At 71.8% G+C, this 23,252-nt stretch carries 25 protein-coding genes; 13 read left to right on the top strand and 12 right to left on the bottom strand.

Annotated features, from left to right (window positions below):
• The first annotated feature begins 4 nt into the window (after positions 1 to 4).
• The 6 genes from ACSU6L_RS14190 (at position 5) to ACSU6L_RS14165 (ending at position 6,463) form a co-directional block, all read left to right on the top strand.
• Positions 5 to 1,609, top strand: coding sequence for an ABC transporter ATP-binding protein (locus ACSU6L_RS14190; RefSeq protein ID WP_437064886.1), 1,605 nt, complete (start codon positions 5 to 7; stop codon positions 1,607 to 1,609).
• Entirely contained in the window at positions 1,609 to 2,727 is a 1,119-nt protein-coding gene (locus tag ACSU6L_RS14185; protein WP_437056909.1) for an ABC transporter permease, read from the top strand. Before ACSU6L_RS14190 ends, ACSU6L_RS14185 begins: the two co-directional genes overlap by 1 nt.
• Positions 2,724 to 3,998, top strand: coding sequence for an ABC transporter permease (locus ACSU6L_RS14180; RefSeq protein WP_437056907.1), 1,275 nt, complete (start codon positions 2,724 to 2,726; stop codon positions 3,996 to 3,998). The genes ACSU6L_RS14185 and ACSU6L_RS14180 overlap by 4 nt, the downstream gene beginning before the upstream one ends.
• On the top strand, positions 3,995 to 4,384 hold the full coding sequence (locus ACSU6L_RS14175) for a cytidine deaminase (protein WP_437056905.1): 390 nt from the start codon (positions 3,995 to 3,997) through the stop codon (positions 4,382 to 4,384). Before ACSU6L_RS14180 ends, ACSU6L_RS14175 begins: the two co-directional genes overlap by 4 nt.
• Positions 4,385 to 4,463: 79 nt before the next feature.
• Positions 4,464 to 5,741: a thymidine phosphorylase gene (locus ACSU6L_RS14170; RefSeq protein WP_437056903.1), complete on the top strand. Its 1,278-nt coding sequence runs from the start codon at positions 4,464 to 4,466 to the stop codon at positions 5,739 to 5,741.
• Between the two features lie 74 nt (positions 5,742 to 5,815).
• Positions 5,816 to 6,463, top strand: coding sequence for a Uma2 family endonuclease (locus ACSU6L_RS14165; protein WP_437056901.1), 648 nt, complete (start codon positions 5,816 to 5,818; stop codon positions 6,461 to 6,463).
• Here the strand turns inward: ACSU6L_RS14165 and ACSU6L_RS14160 are convergent.
• Complete coding sequence (locus ACSU6L_RS14160; protein ID WP_437056899.1) at positions 6,367 to 7,287, bottom strand: AEC family transporter; 921 nt, start codon at positions 7,285 to 7,287, stop codon at positions 6,367 to 6,369. The genes ACSU6L_RS14165 and ACSU6L_RS14160 overlap by 97 nt on opposite strands.
• Before the next feature lie 166 nt (positions 7,288 to 7,453).
• Here ACSU6L_RS14160 and ACSU6L_RS14155 point away from each other — a divergent pair, with 166 nt between their 5' ends.
• Positions 7,454 to 7,798 carry an STAS domain-containing protein gene (locus tag ACSU6L_RS14155; protein WP_365507037.1) on the top strand — a complete coding sequence of 115 codons (345 nt, stop codon included), beginning with the start codon at positions 7,454 to 7,456 and terminating at the stop codon, positions 7,796 to 7,798.
• Here ACSU6L_RS14155 and ACSU6L_RS14150 read toward each other — a convergent pair.
• Positions 7,682 to 8,695 (bottom strand): sigma-70 family RNA polymerase sigma factor, encoded by a 1,014-nt coding sequence (locus ACSU6L_RS14150; protein ID WP_437056897.1) that lies wholly within the window; start codon positions 8,693 to 8,695, stop codon positions 7,682 to 7,684. The genes ACSU6L_RS14155 and ACSU6L_RS14150 overlap by 117 nt on opposite strands.
• A gap of 123 nt (positions 8,696 to 8,818) precedes the next feature.
• Positions 8,819 to 10,078 carry an MFS transporter gene (locus ACSU6L_RS14145; protein WP_437056895.1) on the bottom strand — a complete coding sequence of 420 codons (1,260 nt, stop codon included), beginning with the start codon at positions 10,076 to 10,078 and terminating at the stop codon, positions 8,819 to 8,821.
• Between the two features lie 63 nt (positions 10,079 to 10,141).
• Here ACSU6L_RS14145 and ACSU6L_RS14140 point away from each other — a divergent pair, with 63 nt between their 5' ends.
• Positions 10,142 to 11,092, top strand: coding sequence for a LysR family transcriptional regulator (locus tag ACSU6L_RS14140; protein ID WP_437056893.1), 951 nt, complete (start codon positions 10,142 to 10,144; stop codon positions 11,090 to 11,092).
• Between the two features lie 21 nt (positions 11,093 to 11,113).
• Here the strand turns inward: ACSU6L_RS14140 and ACSU6L_RS14135 are convergent, their stop codons facing one another.
• Positions 11,114 to 11,875, bottom strand: coding sequence for an alpha/beta hydrolase (locus tag ACSU6L_RS14135; protein WP_437056891.1), 762 nt, complete (start codon positions 11,873 to 11,875; stop codon positions 11,114 to 11,116).
• A gap of 114 nt (positions 11,876 to 11,989) precedes the next feature.
• Here ACSU6L_RS14135 and ACSU6L_RS14130 point away from each other — a divergent pair, with 114 nt between their 5' ends.
• Positions 11,990 to 13,153, top strand: a complete 1,164-nt coding sequence (locus ACSU6L_RS14130) for an adenosine deaminase (protein ID WP_437056889.1) — start codon at positions 11,990 to 11,992, stop codon at positions 13,151 to 13,153.
• A 169-nt stretch (positions 13,154 to 13,322) separates the two neighbouring features.
• A complete protein-coding gene (locus ACSU6L_RS14125; RefSeq protein ID WP_073940372.1) occupies positions 13,323 to 13,682 on the top strand; it encodes an ATP-binding protein in 360 nt (119 codons plus the stop codon).
• A 77-nt stretch (positions 13,683 to 13,759) separates the two neighbouring features.
• Here the strand turns inward: ACSU6L_RS14125 and ACSU6L_RS14120 are convergent, their stop codons facing one another.
• The 5 genes from ACSU6L_RS14120 to afsQ1 form a co-directional block, all read right to left on the bottom strand.
• A complete protein-coding gene (locus tag ACSU6L_RS14120) occupies positions 13,760 to 13,963 on the bottom strand; it encodes a PspC domain-containing protein (protein ID WP_073940371.1) in 204 nt (67 codons plus the stop codon).
• Positions 13,964 to 14,045: 82 nt separating this feature from the next.
• Entirely contained in the window at positions 14,046 to 14,627 is a 582-nt protein-coding gene (locus tag ACSU6L_RS14115; RefSeq protein WP_437056887.1) for a VanZ family protein, read from the bottom strand.
• A 106-nt stretch (positions 14,628 to 14,733) separates the two neighbouring features.
• Entirely contained in the window at positions 14,734 to 15,357 is a 624-nt protein-coding gene (locus tag ACSU6L_RS14110; protein WP_437056885.1) for a hypothetical protein, read from the bottom strand.
• A complete protein-coding gene (locus ACSU6L_RS14105; protein ID WP_437056883.1) occupies positions 15,357 to 16,934 on the bottom strand; it encodes an ATP-binding protein in 1,578 nt (525 codons plus the stop codon). Before ACSU6L_RS14105 ends, ACSU6L_RS14110 begins: the two co-directional genes overlap by 1 nt.
• Positions 16,931 to 17,608, bottom strand: a complete 678-nt coding sequence (gene afsQ1, locus ACSU6L_RS14100) for a two-component system response regulator AfsQ1 (protein ID WP_073940367.1) — start codon at positions 17,606 to 17,608, stop codon at positions 16,931 to 16,933. The genes ACSU6L_RS14105 and afsQ1 overlap by 4 nt, the downstream gene beginning before the upstream one ends.
• A gap of 222 nt (positions 17,609 to 17,830) precedes the next feature.
• Between afsQ1 and ACSU6L_RS14095 the strand changes: the two genes are divergently transcribed.
• Positions 17,831 to 18,574, top strand: coding sequence for a SigE family RNA polymerase sigma factor (locus tag ACSU6L_RS14095; protein WP_073940366.1), 744 nt, complete (start codon positions 17,831 to 17,833; stop codon positions 18,572 to 18,574).
• Between the two features lie 177 nt (positions 18,575 to 18,751).
• On the opposite strand, the gene ACSU6L_RS14090 is transcribed toward ACSU6L_RS14095, so the two are convergent.
• Positions 18,752 to 19,456 (bottom strand): uridine kinase family protein, encoded by a 705-nt coding sequence (locus ACSU6L_RS14090; protein ID WP_437056880.1) that lies wholly within the window; start codon positions 19,454 to 19,456, stop codon positions 18,752 to 18,754.
• Between the two features lie 59 nt (positions 19,457 to 19,515).
• On the opposite strand from ACSU6L_RS14090, the gene ACSU6L_RS14085 reads away from it, so the two are divergent.
• Complete coding sequence (locus ACSU6L_RS14085; protein WP_437056878.1) at positions 19,516 to 19,917, top strand: hypothetical protein; 402 nt, start codon at positions 19,516 to 19,518, stop codon at positions 19,915 to 19,917.
• 234 nt (positions 19,918 to 20,151) lie between these two features.
• Here ACSU6L_RS14085 and ACSU6L_RS14080 read toward each other — a convergent pair whose 3' ends face one another.
• A complete protein-coding gene (locus ACSU6L_RS14080; protein ID WP_437056876.1) occupies positions 20,152 to 21,705 on the bottom strand; it encodes an MDR family MFS transporter in 1,554 nt (517 codons plus the stop codon).
• A gap of 28 nt (positions 21,706 to 21,733) precedes the next feature.
• The gene (locus tag ACSU6L_RS14075; RefSeq protein ID WP_437056874.1) at positions 21,734 to 22,333 is read right to left on the bottom strand and encodes an NADPH-dependent FMN reductase; all 600 of its coding nucleotides are present in this window, start codon (positions 22,331 to 22,333) and stop codon (positions 21,734 to 21,736) included.
• A 112-nt stretch (positions 22,334 to 22,445) separates the two neighbouring features.
• Between ACSU6L_RS14075 and ACSU6L_RS14070 the strand changes: the two genes are divergently transcribed.
• Complete coding sequence (locus tag ACSU6L_RS14070) at positions 22,446 to 23,186, top strand: TetR/AcrR family transcriptional regulator (RefSeq protein ID WP_437056872.1); 741 nt, start codon at positions 22,446 to 22,448, stop codon at positions 23,184 to 23,186.
• Positions 23,187 to 23,252: the final 66 nt, after the last annotated feature.

Here is a 23,252-nt window from a genome sequence, read left to right as displayed (position 1 = left end):
CGCCATCAACGCGTCCAGCAGCCCTCCGGCCGGAGCGGCGGTCAACGGTCAGGCGACCGCCGTCGAACTCGCCGGGATCACCAAGCGATTCCCCGGAGTCGTGGCCAACCACGACATCCACCTCACCGTCCGCAAGGGCACCGTCCACGCCCTCGTCGGCGAGAACGGCGCCGGCAAGTCGACGCTGATGAAGATCCTCTACGGCATGCAGAAGCCGGACGAGGGCACCATCACCATCGACGGCGAACAGGTCACCCTGCACAGCCCCGCCGACGCGATCACCCGCGGCATCGGCATGGTCCACCAGCACTTCATGCTGGCCGACAACCTGACCGTGCTCGAGAACGTCGTGCTGGGCAGCGAGAAGCTGTACGGCATCGGCGCCAAGGCCCGCCGCAAGATCAAGGAGATCTCCGAGCGCTACGGCCTCGACGTGCACCCCGACCTCCTGGTCGAGGAGCTCGGCGTCGCCGCCCGCCAGCGCGTGGAGATCCTCAAGGTCCTCTACCGCGGCGCCCGCACCCTGATCCTCGACGAGCCGACCGCCGTGCTCGTGCCGCAGGAGGTCGACGCGCTCTTCGACAACCTGCGCGAGCTGAAGGCCGAGGGCCTGTCGGTCATCTTCATCTCCCACAAGCTGGGCGAGGTCCTCTCGGTCGCCGACGACATCACCGTCATCCGCCGCGGCACCACCGTCGGCACGGCCGTCCCCTCCGAGATCACCCCGCGTCAGCTCGCCGAGATGATGGTGGGCAGCGAGCTGCCCACCCCGGAGACCGCCGAGTCCACGGTCACCGACCGCCCGGTGCTCACCGTCGACAAGCTGCGCCTGGAGGCCCCCGGCGGCAAGGCGATCCTCGACGACATCACCTTCACCATCCACGCGGGCGAGGTCCTGGGCATCGCCGGCGTCGAGGGCAACGGCCAGACGGAACTGGTCGACGCGCTGATCGGCCTCAAGCACGCCGACTCCGGCACCATCGCCCTGGAGGGCGAGGAGATCACCGCCTGGGCCACCCGCAAGCGCCGTGAGCAGGGCATCGGCTACATCCCCGAGGACCGCCACCGCCACGGCCTGCTCCTGGAGTCACCCCTCTGGGAGAACCGCATCCTCGGCCACGTCACCGAGAAGCCCAACGCCAAGGGCGTCTGGCTGGACCCGAAGGCCGCGCAGGCCGACACCCGCCGGATCGTCACCGCGTACGACGTCCGCACCCCGGGCATCGACGTCACCGCTGCCTCCCTCTCCGGCGGCAACCAGCAGAAGCTGATCGTCGGCCGCGAGATGAGCCACAACCCGAAGTTCCTGATCGCCGCCCACCCCACCCGCGGTGTGGACGTCGGCGCGCAGGCCGCGATCTGGGACCACATCCGCGAGGCCCGTCGCGAAGGCCTGGCCGTGCTCCTGATCTCCGCCGACCTGGACGAGCTGATCGGCCTGTCCGACACCCTCCGGGTGATCTACAACGGCAGGCTGGTCGCGGACGCCGACCCGGCGACGATCACGCCCGAGGAGCTGGGCTCCGCCATGACCGGCGCCGCCACCGGCCATCTCGAACACGAAGAGACCCCGACCGACGGCCCGGGTACGGAAGACGAGGCCCGCTGATGAAGAAGTTCGACAAGGAGCGCGTGCTCCTCGCGGTGGCCGGACCGGTCATCGCGCTCGCCGTGGCCTTCGCGCTCAGCGCCATCGTGCTGATCGCCTCCGGCAAGAACCCGGTCGAGCCGTTCGCCGTGATGTTCGAGCAGGCCACCTTCTCCGACATCCAGGTCCGGATCATCAACCAGGCCACGCTGTACTACATCGCGGCCCTCGCGGTGGCCATCGGCTTCCGGATGAACCTGTTCAACATCGGTGTCGACGGCCAGTACCAGCTCGCCGCCATGATGGCCGCCATCGTCGGCGCGCACGCCGATCTGCCGGCCGCCCTCCAGGTCCCGCTGCTGCTGCTCACCGCGCTGCTCACCGGTGCCTTCTGGTCCGGCATCGCCGGCGTCCTGAAGGTCACCCGCGGCGTCAGCGAGGTGGTGGCGACGATCATGCTGAACGCGATCGCCACCTCCGTCATCGCCTACCTGTGGCTGCCCGACGTCTTCGGCGTCAAGGTCGGCAACAACAACACCACCGGCGAGATGCACGAGTCCGGCTGGATCCCCGGCATCGACCTGGGCGCGGCCGGCGAGATCTACGGCCTGGTCGTCCTCGCCGTCCTGCTCGGCATCGGCTACTGGGTCGTCCTCAACCGCACCCGCTTCGGCTTCGACCTGCGTGCCTCCGGCGCCTCCGAGACCGCGGCGGCCGCCAGCGGCGTCGACCCCAAGCGCATGGTCCTCACCGCCATGCTGATCTCCGGCGCGATCGCGGGCCTCGCCGGTCTGCCGATCCTCATGGGCGACACCCACACCTACAGCCTCAACTTCCCGACCGGCATCGGCTTCCTCGGCATCGGCATCGCCCTGCTCGGCCGCAACAGCCCCGTCGGCATCGCGTTCGCCGCCCTGCTGTGGGCCTGGCTCGACAAGGCGTCGCCCGAGCTGGACTTCCACGGCTACGACAAGGAGATCGCGGTCATCATGCAGGGCCTGATCGTGCTCTCGGTCGTCGTCTCCTACGAGGCCGTCCGCGAGTGGGGCCTGCGCCGCCAGCAGCGCCGGGTCGGCGCGGAACTCGCCGCCGGTCACGTGCTCGGCGCCAACAACACGAAGGAGGTGGCTGGCCGATGACCGCCCCCGTCTCTCCGACTGACGTCAACCAGCCCACGCTGCAGCCCGCGGCGCCGACCGGCCGCCGGATGTCGTGGCCCGTGCTGCTGCTGGTCATCGCCGGAGCCCTGGCGCTGACCTCGCTCGTCCGCATCATCACCGGCGCCGACGGCATCACCAACGTCAGCCAGATGTCCACCGCCCTCCAGCTCGCCGTGCCGATCGGCCTCGCCGGTCTCGGCGGCCTGTGGGCCGAGCGCGCGGGCGTCGTGAACATCGGCCTCGAGGGCATGATGATCCTCGGCACCTGGTTCGGCGCCTGGGCCGGCTTCCAGTGGGGCCCGTGGACCGGTGTCCTGGTCGGCATCGTCGGCGGCTGCCTCGGCGGCCTGCTGCACGCCTTCGTCACCGTCACCTTCAACGTCAACCACATCGTCTCCGGTGTGGCGATCAACATCCTCGCCCTCGGCGCCACGCGCTACCTGGCCCCCCTCGCCTTCGAGGGCCACGAGGGCGGCTCCGCCAAGCAGTCCCCGGCGGTGGAGTCCCTCGGCCACTTCACGGTGCCGGGCCTGTCCGACGCCCTCAGGGACCTCAACGACAAGGGCTGGTTCCTGATCTCCGACATCGCCGGCCTGCTCGGCGGCCTGGTCACCAACGTGTCCTGGCTGACCCTGATCGCCATCGCGCTGGTCCCCGCCACCTGGTGGATCCTGTGGCGTACGGCCTTCGGTCTGCGGCTGCGCTCCTGCGGCGAGAACCCGGTCGCGGCCGAGTCCCTCGGTGTCAACGTCTACAAGTACAAGTACCTGGCCGTGATCATCTCCGGCGGCCTGGCCGGTCTCGGCGGTGCCTTCCTGTCCATCGTGGCCAACCCCTTCTACCTGGAGGGCCAGGTCAGCGGCCGGGGTTACATCGGCCTCGCGGCGATGATCTTCGGCAACTGGATGCCGGGCGGCCTCGCCATCGGCGCCGGACTCTTCGGCTACACCGACAGCCTCAACCTGCGCGGCGGCTCCGAGAACGTCCACGCGCTGCTGCTGCTCGGCGCGCTGCTCCTGCTGATCGGCGCGATCTGGCTGGCGATCCGCAAGAAGTACACCTCCGCGGGTATCACCCTGATCGTGGGCCTGCTGGTGTTCGCCTGGTACGCGGGCACCAACGAGGTCCCCAACCAGGTCGTCTCCGCCACGCCGTACGTCATCACGCTGGTCGTCCTCGCCCTGTCGGCGCAGCGGCTGCGGATGCCGAAGGCGGACGGCATGCCGTACCGGAAGGGACAGGGCAAGTGACCGTCGACTGGGAGGCCCTGAGGGAGGTGGCGCGGGACGCCATGTCCCACGCGTACGCCCCGTACTCGGGCTACCCCGTCGGCGTCGCCGCCCTCGTCGACGACGGCCGCACGGTGTCCGGCTGCAACGTGGAGAACGCCTCCTACGGCCTCGGCCTGTGCGCCGAGTGCGGCCTCGTCTCCGAGCTGCAGCGCACCGGCGGCGGCCGGCTGACGCACTTCACCTGCGTCGACGGCAACGGCGACACCCTCGTCCCGTGCGGCCGCTGCCGGCAGCTGCTGTACGAGCACGGCGGCCCGGACCTCCTGCTGGAGACCCCGGCGGGAATCCTCCGCCTCGCGGAGATGCTGCCCCAGGCCTTCGGCCCGGACCATCTCACCAAGTAACTCCCCGCGGCCCCTCTGAACCGATACCCGATCAGAGGGGCCGCGCTCTTCCCGTACCACCGGAAGGAAATCCATGGCCATGGACGCCATCTCCGTCATCCGCACCAAGCGGGACCGCGGTGAGCTGAGCGACGCGCAGATCGACTGGGTCATCGACGCGTACACCCGCGGAGAGGTCGCCGACGAGCAGATGTCCGCGCTCGCGATGGCGATCCTGCTCAACGGCATGAACCGCCGGGAGATCGCCCGCTGGACGGCCGCGATGATCGCGAGCGGCGAGCGCATGGACTTCTCGTCCCTGTCCCGCCCGACGGCGGACAAGCACTCCACGGGCGGCGTCGGCGACAAGATCACCCTGCCACTGGCCCCGCTGGTCGCCGCCTGCGGCGCGGCCGTCCCGCAGCTCTCGGGCCGCGGCCTCGGCCACACCGGCGGCACGCTGGACAAGCTGGAGTCCATCCCGGGCTGGCGGGCCCTGCTCTCCAACGAGGAGATGCTGAACGTCCTGGACACGACGGGCGCGGTGATCTGCGCGGCGGGCGACGGCCTGGCCCCCGCCGACAAGAAGCTGTACGCCCTGCGCGACGTGACCGGCACGGTCGAGGCCATCCCGCTGATCGCCTCCTCGATCATGTCGAAGAAGATCGCCGAGGGCACGGGTTCCCTGGTCCTTGACGTCAAGGTCGGCACCGGCGCCTTCATGAAGACCATCGAGGACGCCCGCGAACTGGCGTCGACGATGGTGGGCCTCGGCACGGACAGCGGCGTCAAGACGGTCGCCCTCCTGACGGACATGTCGACCCCCCTCGGCCTGACCGCGGGCAACGCCCTCGAAGTCCGCGAGTCGGTCGAGGTCCTGGCCGGCGGCGGCCCCGCGGACGTCGTGGAACTGACCATCGCGCTGGCCCGCGAGATGCTCGACGCGGCGGGCGTGAAGGACGCCGACCCGGCGAAGGCCCTGGCCGACGGCTCGGCGATGGACGTCTGGCGCCGCATGATCGCGGCCCAGGGCGGCGACCCGGACGCGCCGCTGCCCACCTCCCGCGAACAGCACGTGGTGAAGGCCCCGTCGTCGGGCGTCCTGACCCGCCTCGATGCCTACGACATCGGCATCGCCGCCTGGCGCCTCGGTGCGGGCCGCGCCCGCAAGGAGGACCCGGTGCAGGCGGCGGCGGGCGTGGAACTCCACGCCAAGCCGGGCGACACCGTGACCGAGGGCCAGCCCCTGCTGACCCTCCACACCGACACCCCGGAGCGCTTCGACTACGCCCTCCAGGCGGTCGACGGCTCCTACGACATCGCGGCCCCCGGCACGGACTTCACGCCGACGCCGGTGGTGCTGGAACGTATCGCCTGACCTGAGGTTTCCTCATTCGGGTGAACGGGATCGGTGAACCATCACCGGTCCCGTTCGGCGTCTTGGATGTCCCCATGGACGACGAATGGAAGCAACTGGTCCAGCTCTGGCGAGAGACGGACGCTCCCGAGGGCTGCCGGATGGAGATCATCGGCGGAGTCCTCAGCATCACACCTCCCGCGTCTCTCACTCATCACCGGACTGTGGGCCAGGTGCATCGGCGCCTGCACGAGGCGGTTCCCGAGCACTGGGGGATCTTCCAGCAGATGGCCTTGGCCGTACCGTCCCGGCCTGGCCTCTACGTCCCCGACGTTGCCGTGGTTCCGGACGGACTGTTGCGTACCGAGGACGTCGACTTCCTTCCCGCAGAAGAGGCCGTCCACGTCGTGGAGGTCGTTTCGGAGGTCACGGCGAACCGCGATCGCGGCGAGAAACCCGCCGGATACGCCGAGGCCGGGATCCCGCTCCACCTCCTGATCGACCCCCTGGCACCTGGCGGTCCGGCCGTCACCCTGTATGGGGAGCCGGGGGACGGTGCGTACCGGATCCTGCAGGCGGGCCCCTTCGGCGTGCCGATCCGGCTGCCGGTGCCCTTCGAACTGACACTTGACAGCAGCGGCTTCCCTCACCCCAGGAACGCCGCGACCAGAACAAGCCCCGGCACCGAGACCACCGTCGACAACAGCACCGCGTCCCGCGCCAGCGCCTCGCCCACCCGATAGCTGCTGGCGTACGTGTACAGGTTCTGCGCGGCCGGCAGCGCCGACGTCACCACCACGTCCAGCAGCGCCGCACCCCGCAGCCCGAAGACGCCCGCCGCCAGTACCCACGCGATCACCGGTTGGGCGACGGTCTTGAGGCCCACCGCCAGCAGCACGGGCGCCTTCTCCGCGCCCCGCAACGGCAGTGTGCCGCCCCGCAGGGAGATGCCGAAGGCGAGGAGGACGGCGGGCACGGACATGTTGCCGATCAGGGTCAGGGGGTCCATGACCGGCCCCGGCACCGGGACACCCGCCGCCGACACCGCCACCCCGGCCAGCGAACCCAGCGCGATCGGATTCCGCAACGGCGTCAGCAGCCGCTGCCACAGCGGCCGTCTCGCCCCGTCGGCCGCGAGGTCCAGCACCGTCAGCGCGACCGGTGTCACCCCGACCAGCTGGAACAACAGCACCGGCGCCACCAGTGAGGCGTCGCCGAGCACGTACACGGCGATCGGGATGCCGAGGTTGCCCGAGTTGACGTATCCGGCGCACAGCGCGCCGATCGTCGTACGGCCCACTCCCCAGCGGCGTCCGACGCCCACCGCCACGAACACCCCGGCCACCGCCGCCGTGCTCAGTGCCGTCACCAGCAGCCGGGTGGAGAAGACCACCGAGAGGTCGGCCCCCGCGAGCGTGGTGAACAGCAGCGCGGGGGAGGCGACGTGGAAGGCGAGCTTGGTCAGCACCTCGCGGCCTTGTGCGCCGAGGTATCCGCGTCGGCCAATGGCATACCCGACGCCGATCACCACCGCGATCACCGCGAACCCGCTCAGCACCCCCTGCACGGCACCGCCTCGACCACGTGGTGGCGGCCGGACAAGGCGGAGGGAGGCGATGCGTGTGGCATGCAAGCAACCCTCTGCGGGAAGCGGTTTCCGGTCAATGTGACGCCGGTGACGCCGCCCCGCGATGAGTCCGGCGGGTCTGCCGGGTCTACCGCACGTGGATGCCATGACACCCGCGGACATCGTGCTGGCCGGACCCGTCACCCGGGAGGAGGTGAGCGGGCTGTGCGAGGACGTGCGTGTCCTGCTGGAGGGCGGCGGGCCGACGGTCGTGGTGTGCGACGTCGGCGCGCTCGGGCCGCCCGGGCTGGCCACCGTCGACCTGCTCGCCCGGCTCCAGCTGACGGCCCGGCGCGCCGGCGGCCGGATCCGGCTGCGGAACCCCGCCCCGGCGCTACACGCCCTGCTCGACCTGGTCGGCCTCCGCTTCGAGGTGGAGGGGCAGCCCGAACAGCGGGAACCACCGCTCGGTGTCCAGGAAGCAGTGGAACCCGGTGATCCGGCCGTCTGATATCTCCAGGACCTGCACCGCCCACGGAGTGAAGCCGCCCGCCTCCGGGTCCGGCTTGTAGTGCGCGAACCCGGGCAGTCCGTTGACCTCGACGGGCCGCAGCCGCGAGCCCGCGCACGCGGAGCCGACGGTGGTCATGAAGCCGGTGATGTCGGCCGTGCCGCGCAGCCACAGGTCGAACGGCGGCATCGTCATGATCGCGTCCTCGTGCAGCAACGCGGTCAGCGCCGTCATGTCGTAGCCCTCGAAGGCCGCCACATAGCGCTCCAGGAGCTTCTGCTGGTCCGCGTCGAGCGGGTCGGACACCGCCGCGTCGGCGGCGGGGTCGGGCCGCTCGGCGAGGGTTGCGCGGGCCCGCTGGAGGGCGCTGTTGACGGAGGCGACGGAGGTGCCGAGGAGTTCGGCGACCTCGCTCGCCTTCCAGGCCAGCACCTCCCGCAGGATCAGCACCGCCCGCTGCTTGGCGGGCAGTTGCTGGAGCGCCGCCATGAAGGCCAGCCGCACCGACTCCTTGGCGACCGCCGCCTCCGCCGGATCGGCGGTGGCCGGCAGCACCCGGGCGTCCGGCATCGGCTCCAGCCAGGTGTGGTCCGGGCGGGGGGAGAGGGCGGCCTGCGCGAGCGGTGTCGCCTCCGACAGGTCCATCGGCCGCGCGCGCTTGTTGCCGGCCGTCAGCATGTCCAGGCAGACGTTGGTCGCGATCCGGTACAGCCAGGACCGCAGACTGGAGCGGCCTTCGAACTTCTCGTGACTCCGCCAGGCGCGGACCAGGGTGTCCTGCACCGCGTCCTCGGCCTCGAAGGAGGAGCCGAGCATGCGATAGCAGTAGCCGGTCAGCTCGACCCGGTACTTCTCCAGTTCGACGTCGAGATCCGTCGTCGCCGTGGTGTTGCTCATGGTCCACCCACCCCTGTGGCCGCTACGGTGCCGCGCCTTCGCGCTCCAGCACTCCGGAAGCTACCGCAGCCCACTGACAACGGCCCCCGGAGCCGGAAAACCGCAGGTGAGGGGCGTGGCCGGTCAGGCGGTCCGGGCGACCGTCCGCGCCGCGGCCACCGACCCGAGCACGGTGATGCCGACGACTCCGGCCACCGCCAGCAGCCCGACCCCGACCGTCCCGGCCCAGCCGCCCGCGTGGAAGGCGACGGCACCCGCGGTACTGCCCACGCTGGAGCCGACGTAGTACGCCGACTGGTACAGCGCCGCGGCCTGCGCCCGCCCGTGCGTCGCCGTCTTGCTGACCGCCGACGAGGCCACCGCGTGCCCGGCGAAGAAGCCCGCCGTGATCAGCACCAGCCCCAGCAGCACCAGCGGCAGCGAGTCGGCCAGCGACAGCAGCAGCCCCGCGGCGGTGGTGCCGCCGCCCAGGTAGAGCGCGCCCCGGCGGCCCAGCCGGCCGACCAGCCGGCCCGCCGCCGACGCGGACACCGTCCCGACCAGGTACACCAGGAAGACCGAGCCGACGACGCCCTGCGGGAGCGAGAACGGCGCGTCCGTCAGGCGGTAGCCGATCACCGTGTACACCCCGCCGAAGACGGTCATGAACAGCGCGCCGATCGCGTACAGCCGCCGCAGCAGCGGGTCGGCGAGGTGCGCGCGGACCGTGCGGGCCAGCACCCGCGGGCGCAGCGAGCCCGGCGCGAAGTGCCGCGGCGCCGGCAGCAGCAGCCGGAAGGCGATCGCGCAGCCCACCGCGACCAGTCCCAGCGCGCCCAGCGCGACCCGCCAGCCCCATTCCTGCGCGACCCAGCCGGTGATGACCCGGCCGCTCATCCCGCCGACGCTGTTGCCCGCGACGAACAGGCCGATCGCGGTGATCAGGGCCTTCGGCCGGACCTCCTCCGCCAGATACGCCGTCGCCGACGCCGGGACTCCGGCCAGCGCCGCGCCCTGTACGGCGCGCAGGGCGACCAGCGCGGTCAGCGAGGGCGCGAACGGCACCAGCAGCGCGACGGTCACCGCCACCGCCAGGGACGCCGTCATGACCGTACGCCGCCCGAACCGCTCGGACAGCGCGCTCATCGGGATGACGAACAGCGCGAGCCCGCCGGTGGAGGCCGCCACGGTCCAGCTGGCCTCGCTCGCCGTCACCCCGAAATCACCGGAGATCAGCGGGAGCAGTGCCTGCGTGGAGTAGAGGAGCGCGAAGGTCGCGACGCCCGCGAGGAAGAGGGCGAAACTCATCCGGCGGTAGCCGGGCCCGCCCGGGGCCATACGTGAGTCGGGAACGGTCCTTACGGCGCCCACGATGGTGGACGCCCCGGTACTGGCGGGAGTCATGCTTCGACCGTACGGACGCCCTCGCTCATCCGTCCAATGCATGGAATCGCCATAATCGTTCCCATGGTGCATCAGCAGAGGTCACAGGCCCACCTGTCACAGTCCGGTGACACAGAAGACATGGCGATGACGCTGGCTCCGCGCCTCGCGTACTTCGCGGGCGTCGCCCGCACCGAGCACGTCACCCGCGCTGCCCAGGAGATGAACGTCCCCCAGTCGACGCTCTCCCGGGCCATGGTCCGCCTCGAACAGGATCTGGGGGTGGAGCTGTTCGCCCGCCGCGGCCGCACCGTCGCCCTCACCCCCGCCGGGCGCACCTTCCTGACCTCCGTCGAGCGCGCTCTCGCGGAGGTCGAGCGGGCCGCCGAGGAGGTCCGCGCGGACGCCGACCCGACCACCGGCAAGGTCGCCTTCGGCTTCCTGCACACCATGGGCACGGAGACCGTACCCGGTCTCATCCGCGCCTTCCGCGCGGAGCACCCGCGCGTGCGCTTCACCCTCGTCCAGAACTACGGCGAGGCCATGATCGAGCGCATGCGCGCCGGCGGCCTCGACCTCTGTCTGACCTCCCCCGTCCCCGACGCCCCCGACCTGGTCGCCCGCCGCCTGGACGAACAGAAGCTCCGCCTGGTCGTCCCCGCCGACCACCCTCTGGCCGCCCGCAAGCGCATCCGCCTCGCCGAGGCGGCCGACGAATCCTTCGTCACCCTGGAACCCGGCTACGGCCTGCGCCGCATCACCGACGACCTCTGCCAGGAGGCGGGCTTCCGCCCGAAGGTCGCCTTCGAGGGGGAGGAGGCGGAGACACTGAGGGGTCTGGTGGCGGCGGGCCTGGGCGTCGCGCTGCTGCCCCCGCCCGCCGTCCCCCGGCCGGGAGTCGCGGAACTGACGGTCACGGCACCGCGAGCGGTGCGCGAGATCGGCGTCGCCTGGCTGGCCGGCAGCGTGGACACGCCCCCGGTGGCCGCCTTCAAGAAGTTCCTGCTCTCCAGGAAGGGCAGCCTGCTGACCTGAGACCCCGGGGACCCGGTGACGCTACCGCCGCAGCGACTTCCCGAACCCGGAGGCCAGCGGCATCCGCAAGCCCAGCGGCGGCGGAGCCGCCAGCGCGTCCTCCACCGGCCGCGACAACGGCCTCCCGAACACCGCTCCCATCACGAAGTCCTCGACGAGCGCCCGCACTTCCTCCCGGTGCTGCTGCAACCGGTGCCGGTCCGAGTGCACTTCGAACCGGCACACCTGCCGGTTCACCTTCTTCGCCCGCTCCGCCAGCCGGAACGACAGCTCGGGGTCGGTCCGCTCGTCGTTCGTCCCGTGCACGACCAGCACGCGCCGCCCCGCCAGCTGTTTCACCGGTTCGGGTGATGCCGCGACATCGTCCTCCGGCAGCCAAGGGGCGACCGCCACCACGGAGTTGACGGCGTCGTGCCCGCCCGCCCGCAGCGCCGCCCGCCCGCCCATGTCGTACCCGGCGAGACACACGGGCACGTCCCCGTACCGGCGTACGACCTCGTCCGCGGCCCAGGCCGCGTCATGGGCGAGCCGGGCCTCGCTGCCGTTCCAGCCGCGGTAGCGGTACTGCACCACGTGCACCGCGAGCCCGTCCGCCGCGCCGGCCCGCTGGAGCCGTCGCCCCAGCCCTCTCACCGGCCCGGCCGCCGGCAGCGGTGAGGGTCTTCGGTCGGAGACCTCGTCGCCGCCCGGGAGCAGCAGTACCACACCGCTCACCGCCGTCGGCTCCGGACCGAACGCCCGCCCCAGCCTGGCCCTGCGAACCGCCGTCGCTTGCTGTGCCATGACAGAACAGTGTCAGAAGAGCGGGTGTACGCCATCCGTCCGTGCGGTCACCGTTGCGTATCGACGCGGGTGTTGGGAAACGCGATCTACGCGCGTAGGGGTTACAGTGCGAAAATGACGCGCCAGACTGACCGGATGGGGACCACCCCGAGCCCGGACCAGATCCGCCGGGCACCCAAGGTTCTGCTCCACGACCACCTCGACGGCGGCCTGCGTCCCGGCACGGTCGTCGAACTCGCCCGGCAGACGGGCTACTCCCAGCTCCCCGAGACCGACCCCGGCAAGCTGGGCCTCTGGTTCCGCGAGGCCGCCGACTCCGGCTCGCTGGAGCGGTACCTGGAGACCTTCTCGCACACCGTCGGCGTCATGCAGACCCGTGACGCGCTGGTCCGGGTCGCCGCCGAGTGCGCCGAGGACCTGGCCGCGGACGGAGTCGTCTACGCCGAGGTCCGTTACGCCCCCGAACAGCACCTGGAGGGCGGCCTCACCCTCGAAGAGGTCGTCGAGGCCGTGAACGAGGGCTTCCGCGAGGGCGAGCGGCGGGCCAGGGAAGAGGGCCGGCGGATCCGCGTCGGCGCGCTGCTCACCGCGATGCGGCACGCCGCCCGCTCCCTGGAGATCGCCGAGCTCGCCAACCGCTACCGCGACGAGGGCGTCGTCGGCTTCGACATCGCGGGCGCCGAGGCCGGGCATCCGCCCACCCGGCACCTCGACGCCTTCGAGTACCTGAAGCGGGAGAACAACCACTTCACGATCCACGCCGGTGAGGCGTTCGGGCTGCCGTCCATCTGGCAGGCCCTCCAGTGGTGCGGCGCCGACCGGCTCGGGCACGGGGTGCGGATCGTCGACGACATCGAGGTCGCCGCCGACGGCACGGTCCGGCTGGGCAGGCTCGCCTCGTACGTTCGGGACAAGCGCATCCCGCTGGAGCTGTGCCCGACCTCCAACATCCAGACCGGCGCCGCCCGCTCCTACGCCGAGCATCCGATCGGCCTGCTGCGCCGCCTGCACTTCCGGGCCACGGTCAACACGGACAACAGGCTTATGTCGGGCACGAGTATGAGCCGGGAATTCGAGCACCTGGTCGACGTATTCGGTTACACGCTCGACGACATGCAATGGTTCTCCGTCAATGCGATGAAATCAGCGTTCATTCCTTTCGATGAACGGCTGGCCATGATCAATGACGTCGTCAAGCCCGGATATGCAGAGCTGAAATCCGAGTGGCTGTTCCAGCAGACTGCCTCCACCAGCGGTTTCACTACTCCGAAGGGCTGATCGGGGGACCAGGGGGATCGGGTTCCTCCAGAGGGTGTTCACCATCCGTCCGCATTTCGATGTTTGCGGCGGCCGGTCGGGCGTGTTTACGTTCTTGGGCGCCTCTCATTTCCCACCCGTTCTTTCTCGCCGTCATCCCGTTTCGAGTCAGTCAAGGACGCAATTCACCATGAAGCAGTCTGCTGCCAAGACCCTCGGTGTCGCCGCGCTCGGTGCCGCCTTCGCCGCCGCCGGTGCGGGCGCCGCCAACGCCGCCGCGCCGGGCGTGCCCGACGCAGCCGGTCAGGCCCTGGACACCGTGACCCGCACCCTCCCGGCGGAGAACGTCTCCCAGGCGCTGCCGGGCTCCGGCGAGGCGCTGGCCCAGGGGCAGACCGCGCTCGAGGCCGGGCTGGCCGCCGCGCAGCCCGTCGCCCAGCAGGTGCTCGCCGAAGGCCCGACCGCGCCGGTCAACGGACTGCTCGGCGGTCTGCCGGTGCAGGGCCTGCCCACCCACGGCATCCCGGTGAACGGCATCCCGCTGGGCTGACCGACGCCCCCACGCGCCGACGGGGCGCACCCCTGGGACGAGGGGTGCGCCCCGTCGGCGTACCGGCCCGGCCGGGCTCACCAGGCCGTGCGCGCCGCCTTGCCCTCGGACGGCAGCAGTATCCACAGGGCCAGGTAGAGCAGGAACTGCGGCCCCGGCAGCAGGCAGGAGGCCAGGAAGATCACGCGCATCGTCGTCGCGGAGGTGCCGAAGCGCCCTGCCAGCGCTGCGCACACTCCGCCGATCATCCGGCCGCTGGTGGGGCGGGCAAGGCGGGACATGGCGACTCCTTCTTCTCCCGGCTCGCGGGCCGTGAGCGTCGGTCGGAGGCGGCCCTGGCGGCTGCCTCAACTACCGTCCACGCTACGGAGACGAAGGGGGCAAAACATCGCCCCACGGGGCGATCCCGACCCTGGGAATCGTCGGGGTCCGACCCTGAGACGGCTCCTCCTGGGGGAGCGCGGCCCGCTGCCGGCACTCCAGCCGGCGCCGCAGCCGGGCCCGCCCGGCCGGGACGAGCGCGAGATGCGTGAGCGCCACGCCGGCGGTGTTCAGCAGCAGCGAGTCGACATTCACGACCCGCCCCGGCACCCCGGTCTGCAGCAGCTCGATGGCCAGCGAGATCAGCACCCCGGCGGCGGTCGTACGCACGAACGAGACCAGCGGTGACTCGGTCAGCCGCCCGCCCGCCATCGGCAGCAGCACGCCCAGCGGCGCGAGCAGCGCGAGTCCTTCCCCGAGCTGCCGCGTCGCCTCGGGCCAGCCCAGCGCGAGATCGGCCCGGATGCCGTCGAGCGGGCGCAGATTGGCGGGCATCACCCAGGGGACGTCCAGCGGACGCAGCGTCAGCCAGGCGACGAACGCGAGGTGCGCGACGAGGAGGACACCTCCTGTCACCCGGATGCGGATCGCGGCGCTGCCGCCCCTGGAGCCTTGACGCTGCACGCCCCCCTAGACGCGACCGTCGGCGGGATCGGTTCCGGGTTGCCGTCGCGCGTACGGGTGAGGCATGCGCCACACCCGTACGGCAGCCCCTCCGGGCGGGGTCACATCACTCGGCGGCGGCCGAGGACGGCGGCTCCGCCGACCCCGGCCGGGCGCGCACGTCGTCCGTGCACTTGTAGCGGCGCGGCGCCTGGTCGCCGGGTCCGCCCAGGATCACCGAGCCGTCGCCCTCGGCCGCCGCCGAGTCGGAGAACGTGCACACGATCTGGGCGAGCGCGACCGACCCGATCCCGGACGGCGGTGTGCTCAGCCGCAGCGTGTCCTCCGGGTCCCCGCGGCGCGGCCCGGCCACCGCCGTACCGCCGCGCACGTCCGTCTCGTACCCGGCGTCCGTCTCGGCCGGCGACGGCGCCTCCGTCAGCTCGTCCAGCAGCCCCTGCGCCACCAGCACCCGCCGCTCGGTGTCCGTCGCGCCCTCCGCGACCCGTACCGTGCGGTCCACGGCCACCAGCGACGAGCCGCACAGCAGGAACACCTGCACCGGCATCCCGCGCGAGGCCTGCGTGGTCACGTCCGGACCGGCCGGCGAACAGTGCGCCCGTGAGGGCGCGGGACCGAAGTCGGTCGGCACCTCCGTGGCCCGGATCCCGCAGCCGGTGAGCAGCGCGGCGAGCGTCCCGGCGAGCACGGGCACCGACAGCACACGGCGTGCGCCGCGTCGTACGTCCATCAGGAGCCCTCGCCCTTCTCCGCGCCGTCGCCCGCCTTCTGTTCGGCGTCCTGCGGCGTCAGCTCCGAGGCGTCCTTGGGCAGCCGCAGGGTGAACACGGCGCCGCCCTCCGGGGAGTTCGAGGCGGTGATCTCACCGCTGTGGATGTGCGCGTTCTCCAGGGCGATCGACAGGCCGAGCCCGCTGCCCTCGGAACGCGGCCGGGAGGCGCTGGCCTTGTAGAACCGGTCGAAGACATGCGGCAGCACGTCCTCGGGGATGCCGGGCCCGTGGTCGCGCACCGCGATCACGACCGCGTCGTCCGCCTCCCGGACCGACACCCGCACCGGCGATCCGCCGTGCTTGAGCGCGTTGCCGATGAGGTTGGCGAGGATCACGTCGAGGCGGCGCGGGTCCAGCCGGGCGTGGATGCCCCGCTCGGCGTCCAGCTCCACCGCGTCCAGCCAGGCGCGGGCGTCGATGCAGGCGGTGATCTGGTCGGCGATGTCGACGTCGTCGAGGACCAGCCGGGCGGTGCCCGCGTCGAAGCGGGTGACCTCCATCAGGTTCTCGACCAGGTCGTTCAGCCGCCGCGTCTCGCTCACCACCAGCCGTACGGCCGGTTCGATCATCGGGTCGATGCCGCCGCCCTCGAACTCCAGCTCCTCCTCCAGGACCTCCGTCACGGCGGTGATCGCGGTCAGCGGGGTACGCAGCTCGTGGCTCATGTCCGCGACGAACCGCCGCGACGCCTCGTCCCGCGCCGCCATGTCGGCGACCCGCTTCTCCAGCGCCTCGGCCGCGTTGTTGAAGGTCCGCGACAGATCGGCCAGTTCGTCGGTCCCGGACACCCTGAGCCGGGTGTCCAGCTTGCCCTCCCCGAGCCGCCGCGCGGCGACCCCGAGCCGGTGCACCGGCTTCAGCACGGTCGTCGCGGCGGCCTGCGCGAGCAGCGCCGAGCCGATCAGCGCGAGACCGGTGGCGATCCCCAGCGACCACGCCAGCGAGTTCAGGTCCTTGGCCTCCGGCTCCAGCGACTTGAGCATGTACCCGGTCGGCCCGCCCCCGATCACCCGGGTACCGGCCACCAGGTACGGGGTGCCGTCGTCGACGGTCCGCTGCCAGTACAGGTGGTACGGAGACTTGTTGTTCGAGGTGAGCGGCTGCTCCTTGTTCACCGCCGTGCGCAGCGAGGCGGGCACGTCCTCGATCGAGAAGCCGTTCAGACCGCCCGAACTGCCGTACACCGTCCGCCCGTCACGGTCCTTCGCGACCAGCAGCACACTGAACTGCTGCCCGCCCACGGCCATCTGGCCCGCCGTGTGCTGCAGCTCGTCCTGTCCCGGGAACTCGGGCAGCACGCCCGCCCGGTTCTGCATCTCCTGCTCGAAGTCCCGCAGCACCGCGTCCTGGGTACGGGTGAGCACCGCCTCCCGGTTGAGCCAGTACGCGATCGCGGACGCCGACACCGCGGCCGTCAGCGCGACCAGCCCGAACACCACCACCAGCCGCAACCGCAGACTGGTGAAGCGCAACCCGGACAGAACTCCCTTGCGAGCCGCGGTCCAGCCGCGGAATCCCCCTTGCCGGTCCGTCACTGAGGCGGATCCAGTCGGTAGCCCACACCACGGACCGTACGGATCAGCGTCGGGGACGACGGCACGTCCTCCACCTTCGCGCGCAGCCGCTGGACACACGCGTCCACCAGCCGCGAGTCACCGAGGTAGTCGTGCTCCCACACCAGCCGCAGCAGCTGCTGCCGGGACAGCGCCTGACCGGGCCGCCGGCTCAGCTCCAGGAGCAGCCGCAGCTCGGTCGGCGTGAGCTGCAGGTCCTCCCCGTTCTTCGTCACGGTCATCGCCGCGCGGTCGATGACGAGGCTGCCGAAGGCCGCCGCGTCGTTCGACTCCCGCTCCCCGCGCCGCAGCACGGCCCGGATGCGGGCGTCGAGCACCCGCCCCTGCACCGGCTTGACCACGTAGTCGTCGGCGCCGGACTCCAGGCCCACCACCACGTCGATGTCATCGCTGCGCGCGGTCAGCAGGATGATCGGCAGCTGGTCCGTGCGCCGGATGCGCCGGCACACCTCGAACCCGTCGATGCCGGGCAGCATCACATCCAGCACGATCAGATCCGGTCGCTGCTCACGCAGCAGCTTCAGACCGTCCTCACCGCTGGCAGCGGTCGCCACCCGGTGTCCCTGGCGCGTCAGTGAGAGCTCCAGGGCCGTACGGATGGCGTCGTCGTCCTCGATCAGCAACAGGGAAGGCACGCGCCTCATTCTGGCCCATGGCGGTGCGGGATTCGACACTCGGGCGCCTGCGTAGCCGTATCGCTCGTCTCTGTGACGGCGATGTGCGCTTCCCGTGGCCGGCCCCTGTGACAGGTCTGTGACAGTCGGCGGACACGGCCATGAAGTCCCCCGGGCAAGCTTTTCGACACAAGCACGGAAGCAAGACAGAACACCGGGAAGTCCACGACGGGGGGGCGCGAGATGAACACGCTGCACGGCACCACCACCAGCGCAGTGATCACGCGTCTGCACGACGTGAACACCCACCGGGGTTCCGAGAAGTCCGGTGCCGTGAGCGGGCGGGGGTGCGCTCGCGGCACCGGGCGTCAGCACACCGCGTACATGACGGTGGTTGACGGTTTCACGGGGGAAACGCACGGGGGATCCGCGTACAGGGAGGAATCGGGGGAGCGCCGCTCGCTGTCGGAGGCCGAGTTCACGGCCTACGTCCAGGAACGCCGCGCCTCCCTGTACGCAACCGCCTACCACCTCACTGGTGACCGCTTCGAGGCCGAGGACCTGCTGCAGAGCGCGCTGTTCTCGACCTACCGGGCGTGGGACCGGATCAGTGACAAGGCGGCGGTCGGCGGCTACCTGCGCCGCACCATGACCAATCTGCACATCAGCGCCTGGCGGCGCCGCAAGCTCAACGAGTACCCGACCGAGGAACTGCCGGAGACGCCCGGCGACACGGACGCGATGCGCGGCACCGAGCTGCGCGCGGTCCTGTGGCAGGCGCTGGCCCGGCTGCCCGAACTCCAGCGCACCATGCTGGTCCTGCGCTACTACGAGGGCCGCACGGACCCGGAGATCGCGGACATCCTCGACATCAGTGTCGGCACGGTGAAGTCCAGCATCTGGCGCTCCCTGCGCCGGCTGCGCGAGGACGAGGTCCTCAGCTTCGGCCGTGACGAGGAGGACGCCTTCGGGGAGCTTGTCGCCTGAAGGCCGAGGGGGGACACGGGGGAGCGGTAACGGGAGGGGAACCACGGGGGTCACGGGGGACCCGCGGGGGGATGCACGGGGGAGCACAGGAGAGCGGGGCTGGAGGGCCGGGGGGTCCGTCCAGCCCCGTTCTGCTGTGTACGGGGACGCGTGGGTACGGGGGCGCGCGTCTCGGCTCTACACGGGCGTGCGCGCCGTCGCGCAGCGGCCCGCCGCCGCGGCCGCCAGCCGGCCCATCGCCTCGTCCTTGTCGCAGGCGTGGGCTCCGAGCGCGGTCTGCCGGGCCACGATGGACCGCTCGTCGCGCATCAGCCGCCAGCCGCGGCGCAGCAGGAACGGCACCGACTTGCGGCCCTCCTTGAGGTCCCGCAGGAAACGCCGGCGGAAGGTCGTCACCGAGCCGCGGCTCAGGCAGAGCGCGTCGGCGAGGACGCCCAGTTCCCGGCAGCGGCCGACGATCTCGGCGGCGAAGATGCCCTCCGCGATGAACAGCGGGGTGCGCCCGATGTCGATCGTGTCCTCGCCGGTGCGGGCGCTCAGCGAGATGTCGTAGACGGGAACGTTCGTACGGCCCGTGCGGCACAGGTCGGTGATCGCGGCGACCGCCGTGTCCGCGTCCCACGAGTCCGGGTGGTCCCAGTCGATGTCGGAGCTCCCCGCCACCAGCGGCAGCGTGGGGTCGGTGGCCTCCTTGTAGAAGTCGTCGAGCCGCAGGACCGGGAGGCCGGAGCGGGCGGCGAGGAGGGACTTGCCGGAGCCGGAAGGGCCGCAGAGCAGCACGACTCGGGTCGGTATGGGCGGATGGGAGCTCACGGGACACCAGTGTGAGGCATCGCCCGGCCCGCGAACGACCCCGCGGGTCGGCTTTGAAGCGTGCGTCACATGTCAACTACCCTGCGTGTCGGACACGTTACCCAGCGCATGAGAAGGTGGCAGAAGCGATGGCCCGACACCACTCCTCCAAGACCCCGACCGGCCGCCGCACCCTGGTCGCCCTCGCCACCGCGGGCGCGGCCCTGGGTGCGGGCGCGACGACGGCCGCCGCGGCCGACGCCCCCTCGGTGGAGGTGCCGTGGCGGGCCACCTCGCTGGGCGGGATCGACCCGCAGGGCGGGATGCGGGCGCTCAGCGGGGCGCTCCCGTACGTCACCGGCCCGGTCGCCGGCCTCAAGCCCAACCCGCTCGCCGGGACCGGCGTCGACCCGCTCGACAACGGAGTCGGCACCCAGCTCGCCGACTTCAAGCCCCTGACGTCCCAGGCACTGACCGGGCCGGTGGCGCAGGCGCAGTCCGTCGGGGCCATTCCGGTGGTGGGCGACGTGGTTGGGCTGCTGGCGCCGTAGGACTGCCGGCTCCCCAGGGGGCACGACGCCCCCTGGGGGGTGTCTTGCCGATCATGCCGGGCTCGCGGCGTCTGGCACCGCGCCTCGCCGCGTTGTCGCCGGTCCCCGACTCCCCCAAGCTCTCGGCTCCGCTCGAGCAGGGAGGGGCCCCCATCGCATCGACTCCCTCCTCCGCCTTGCGATGCACGGCACCAGACGCCGCTCCCTGATCCGGCCTGATCGACAAGACACCCCCTAGGGCTGCTTGCCGCCCCGCAGCGGGACTTCCCGGATCAGCCAGGACACCGCGAACGTCACGGCGCACAGCGCGGCCGTGCCCAGCGCGACGCCGTGGACTCCGTCGACGACGCCCGTCCGGAACGCGTCGCGGACCGGGTCCGGGAGGTCCCGCAGCAGTGCCGGGGTCAGCTCCCCGGCGGTCAGCCGCTCGCCGGCGGCGCCGAGCCGGTCCGTCACGGTGGCCGTGAGGCCGTTCGTGTACACCGAGCCGAGCACCGCGACGCCGGTCGAGCCGCCGATGGTGCGCAGCAGCGTCTGGGTGCCGCTGGCCGCGCCCATGTCGCGCGGGTCCGCGCTGTTCATGGTGATCAGCATCGTCGGCTGCATCACACAGCCGAGGCCCACGCCGAGCGCCAGCGTCAGCGCGGAGGCCGCGGCCGCGCTCGTCCCGGTGCCGAGCGCCAGCAGGGCCAGGGCGCCCGCCGTGGCCAGCGCCCCGCCCACGATGGGATAGCCGCGATAGCGGCCGCCGTCGGCCACCCGCCGGCCGATGAAGAGCTGCGCGCCGATCATGCCCAGCATCAGCGGCAGCAGCAGCAGTCCGCTGCGTGTGGCCGACATGTCCTGCACGAACTGCATGTACAGCGGCAGATAGCCGGCCGCCGCCAGCATGGCCGCGCCCGTGAGGAAGCTCAGGATCTGAGCCACCGTGAAGTTGCGGTCGCGGAACAGCCGGGGCGGGATCACCGGCTCCGGGGCGCTCCGCTCGACCCGCACGAAGGCGGCCAGCGCGGCGGCGGACAGCACGGCGAGCGCGATGATCCGGAAAGACGTCCAGGCGTACGTCGTGCCGGCCCAGCTCGCGAGCAGTGTCACGGCGAGGATCGCAGCGGTCAGCAGGGCCGCGCCGGCGAGGTCGACGCGGGCCCGGACGCGTTCGTGGCGCAGCCGTACCCCGAAGCCGATGACGGCGAGGGCCACCGTGCCGACCGGGACGTTGACGTAGAAGGTCCAGCGCCAGTCCAGCTGGTCGGTGAGGAAGCCGCCGATCAGCGGGCCCCCGATCATCGCGGCCGGCAGCAGTACCCCGATCAGCGCCTGGGAGCGCCCGGCCTGTGCGGGGGTGAGCAGCGTTCCGAGCAGCGAGAGGGCGCCGACGAACAGTCCGCCCGCCCCGATGCCCTGCAGCGCCCGGAAGGCGATCAACTGCCCCATGTCCTGCGCGAGTCCGCAGAGCACGGAGCCGGCGAGGAAGACGGCGATGGAGGCGAGGTAGCTGCCCTTGCGGCCGTACAGGTCGCCCACCTTGCCCCACAGGGGCGTGGAGACGGCGCTCGTGAGCAGATACGCGGTGATCACCCACGACAGGTGGTCGAGGCCGCCGAGGTCGCCCACGACGGTGGGCAGCGCGGTGCCGATGATCGTGCCGTCGAGCGTGGCGAGCACGATGCCGAGCATCAGCCCGAGGACGACGAGCCGGGAGGGCGGGGTGTCCGCGCCGGTCGTCCCCGCCCGGGGTCCGCCCGTGCCCGTCGTGTCCGGGCCGGCTTCGTCGGTGCGCGCGTCCATGGTTCCTCCTCTCTCGGGTCGGATCGCCTCAGGCGACGTAGGGGCGGACGGTCTTGGCGTCGCGCAGGGCGTGCGCCCACCAGGCGAGCTGGTCGAGGAGGGTCTTGGCGGCCGTGTCGGCGCCGGGGTCCTTGCAGCGGCCGTCCTCGTCGAAACGGCTCCAGGCGTCGTGGAAGCTGACGGTGTTGCGGATGGTCGTGGCGTTCAGCTCGGCCATGACGACCCGGAGCTGCTCCACTGCTCGCAGGCCGCCGGACAGCCCGCCGTACGAGACGAAGGCGACCGGCTTGCCGTGCCACTCCTCGCCGTGCCAGTCGATCGCGTTCTTCAGTGACGCCGGGAAGCTGTGGTTGTACTCGGGCGTGACGATGACGAACGCGTCGGCGGCGGCGAGCCGGGGTGTGACCAGGGCCAGTCGTTCCTCGGTGCCGGGCGGTGGCTGCTGCCCGAACGCCGGGAACACCGTGGGCAACGGGGTCTCGGCGAGGTCGACGACGTCGGCGCGCATGTCGTCGCGCTCGGCGAGGTGGCGGCCGAGCCACCTGGTCACGACGGGAGCGAAGCGGCCTTCGCGGGTGGAGCCGACGACGACGGCGACGCGGAGCGGCGCGGTGGCTGCGGCAGGCATGGGAGACCCCCGGATGTGTACGGCGTATCGGACGTGTACAACGTACACACTGATGTGTACGTCGTCTACTGGAGATACGCTGTACACCAGGCCGACGGAGAGGAGCCGAGTCGTGGCCGATCGGAAGAAGGAGGAGGCCGGCGGACCGGTGGAGCCGACTCTCTGGGAGCGTCTGGAGCGGCCCGCCCCGGCGCCCCGCGCCTCCCTGACCCTGGAGCGGATCGCCGCCGCCGCGGTCGAGATCGCCGACGAGGAGGGCGGCGCCGCCGTCACCATGCGCCGCCTCGCCACCAAGCTCGGCGTCGCGCCCATGGCGCCCTACCGGCACGTCGACGGCAAGGACGACCTCTGGGCGCTGATGATCGACCGGGTGTCCCGGGAACTGGCCCTGCCGGACGGGGCGACGGAGTGGCGGGAGGTGCTGCGCTCCTACGCCCTGCAGACGCGGGAACTGATGCTCGCCCACCCGTGGATGGCGGTCATGCCCACCCCGGTGGTCATGCTGACGCCGTCCCGGATGGCCGTGGCGGAACGGCAGCTGTCCGCGCTCGCCGACCACGGCCTGGACGCCGACTCGGTGATGGCCGCCTTCCGGGCCGTCACCTCCTTCGTGCACGGCTCGGCCCAGACCGAGATCGCCCTGCGGGACTACCAGCAGCGCAAGGGCTGGACCAGCGGCGACGAGACCCGCCGGGCGCTCGCCCCGCAGATGGGATACCTGATCGGCACCGGCCGGTATCCGACCTACGAGCAGTACGCGCTCAGCGCGGCCCGCAAGGACGACCGGGCCTGGGAGTTCGAGTTCGGCCTCGACTGCGTGCTCGACGGCATCGCACAGCGCCTCGGCATCTGACGCGCGGCACACGGAAGCCCCGGCCCTCCTGGACGGAGGAGGACCGGGGCTTCCAGCCGGAGCGGG

Source organism: Streptomyces sp. enrichment culture, assembly GCF_964272855.1.
Taxonomy (GTDB): domain Bacteria; phylum Actinomycetota; class Actinomycetes; order Streptomycetales; family Streptomycetaceae; genus Streptomyces.
This window is presented reverse-complemented; position numbering and strand designations above follow the sequence as displayed.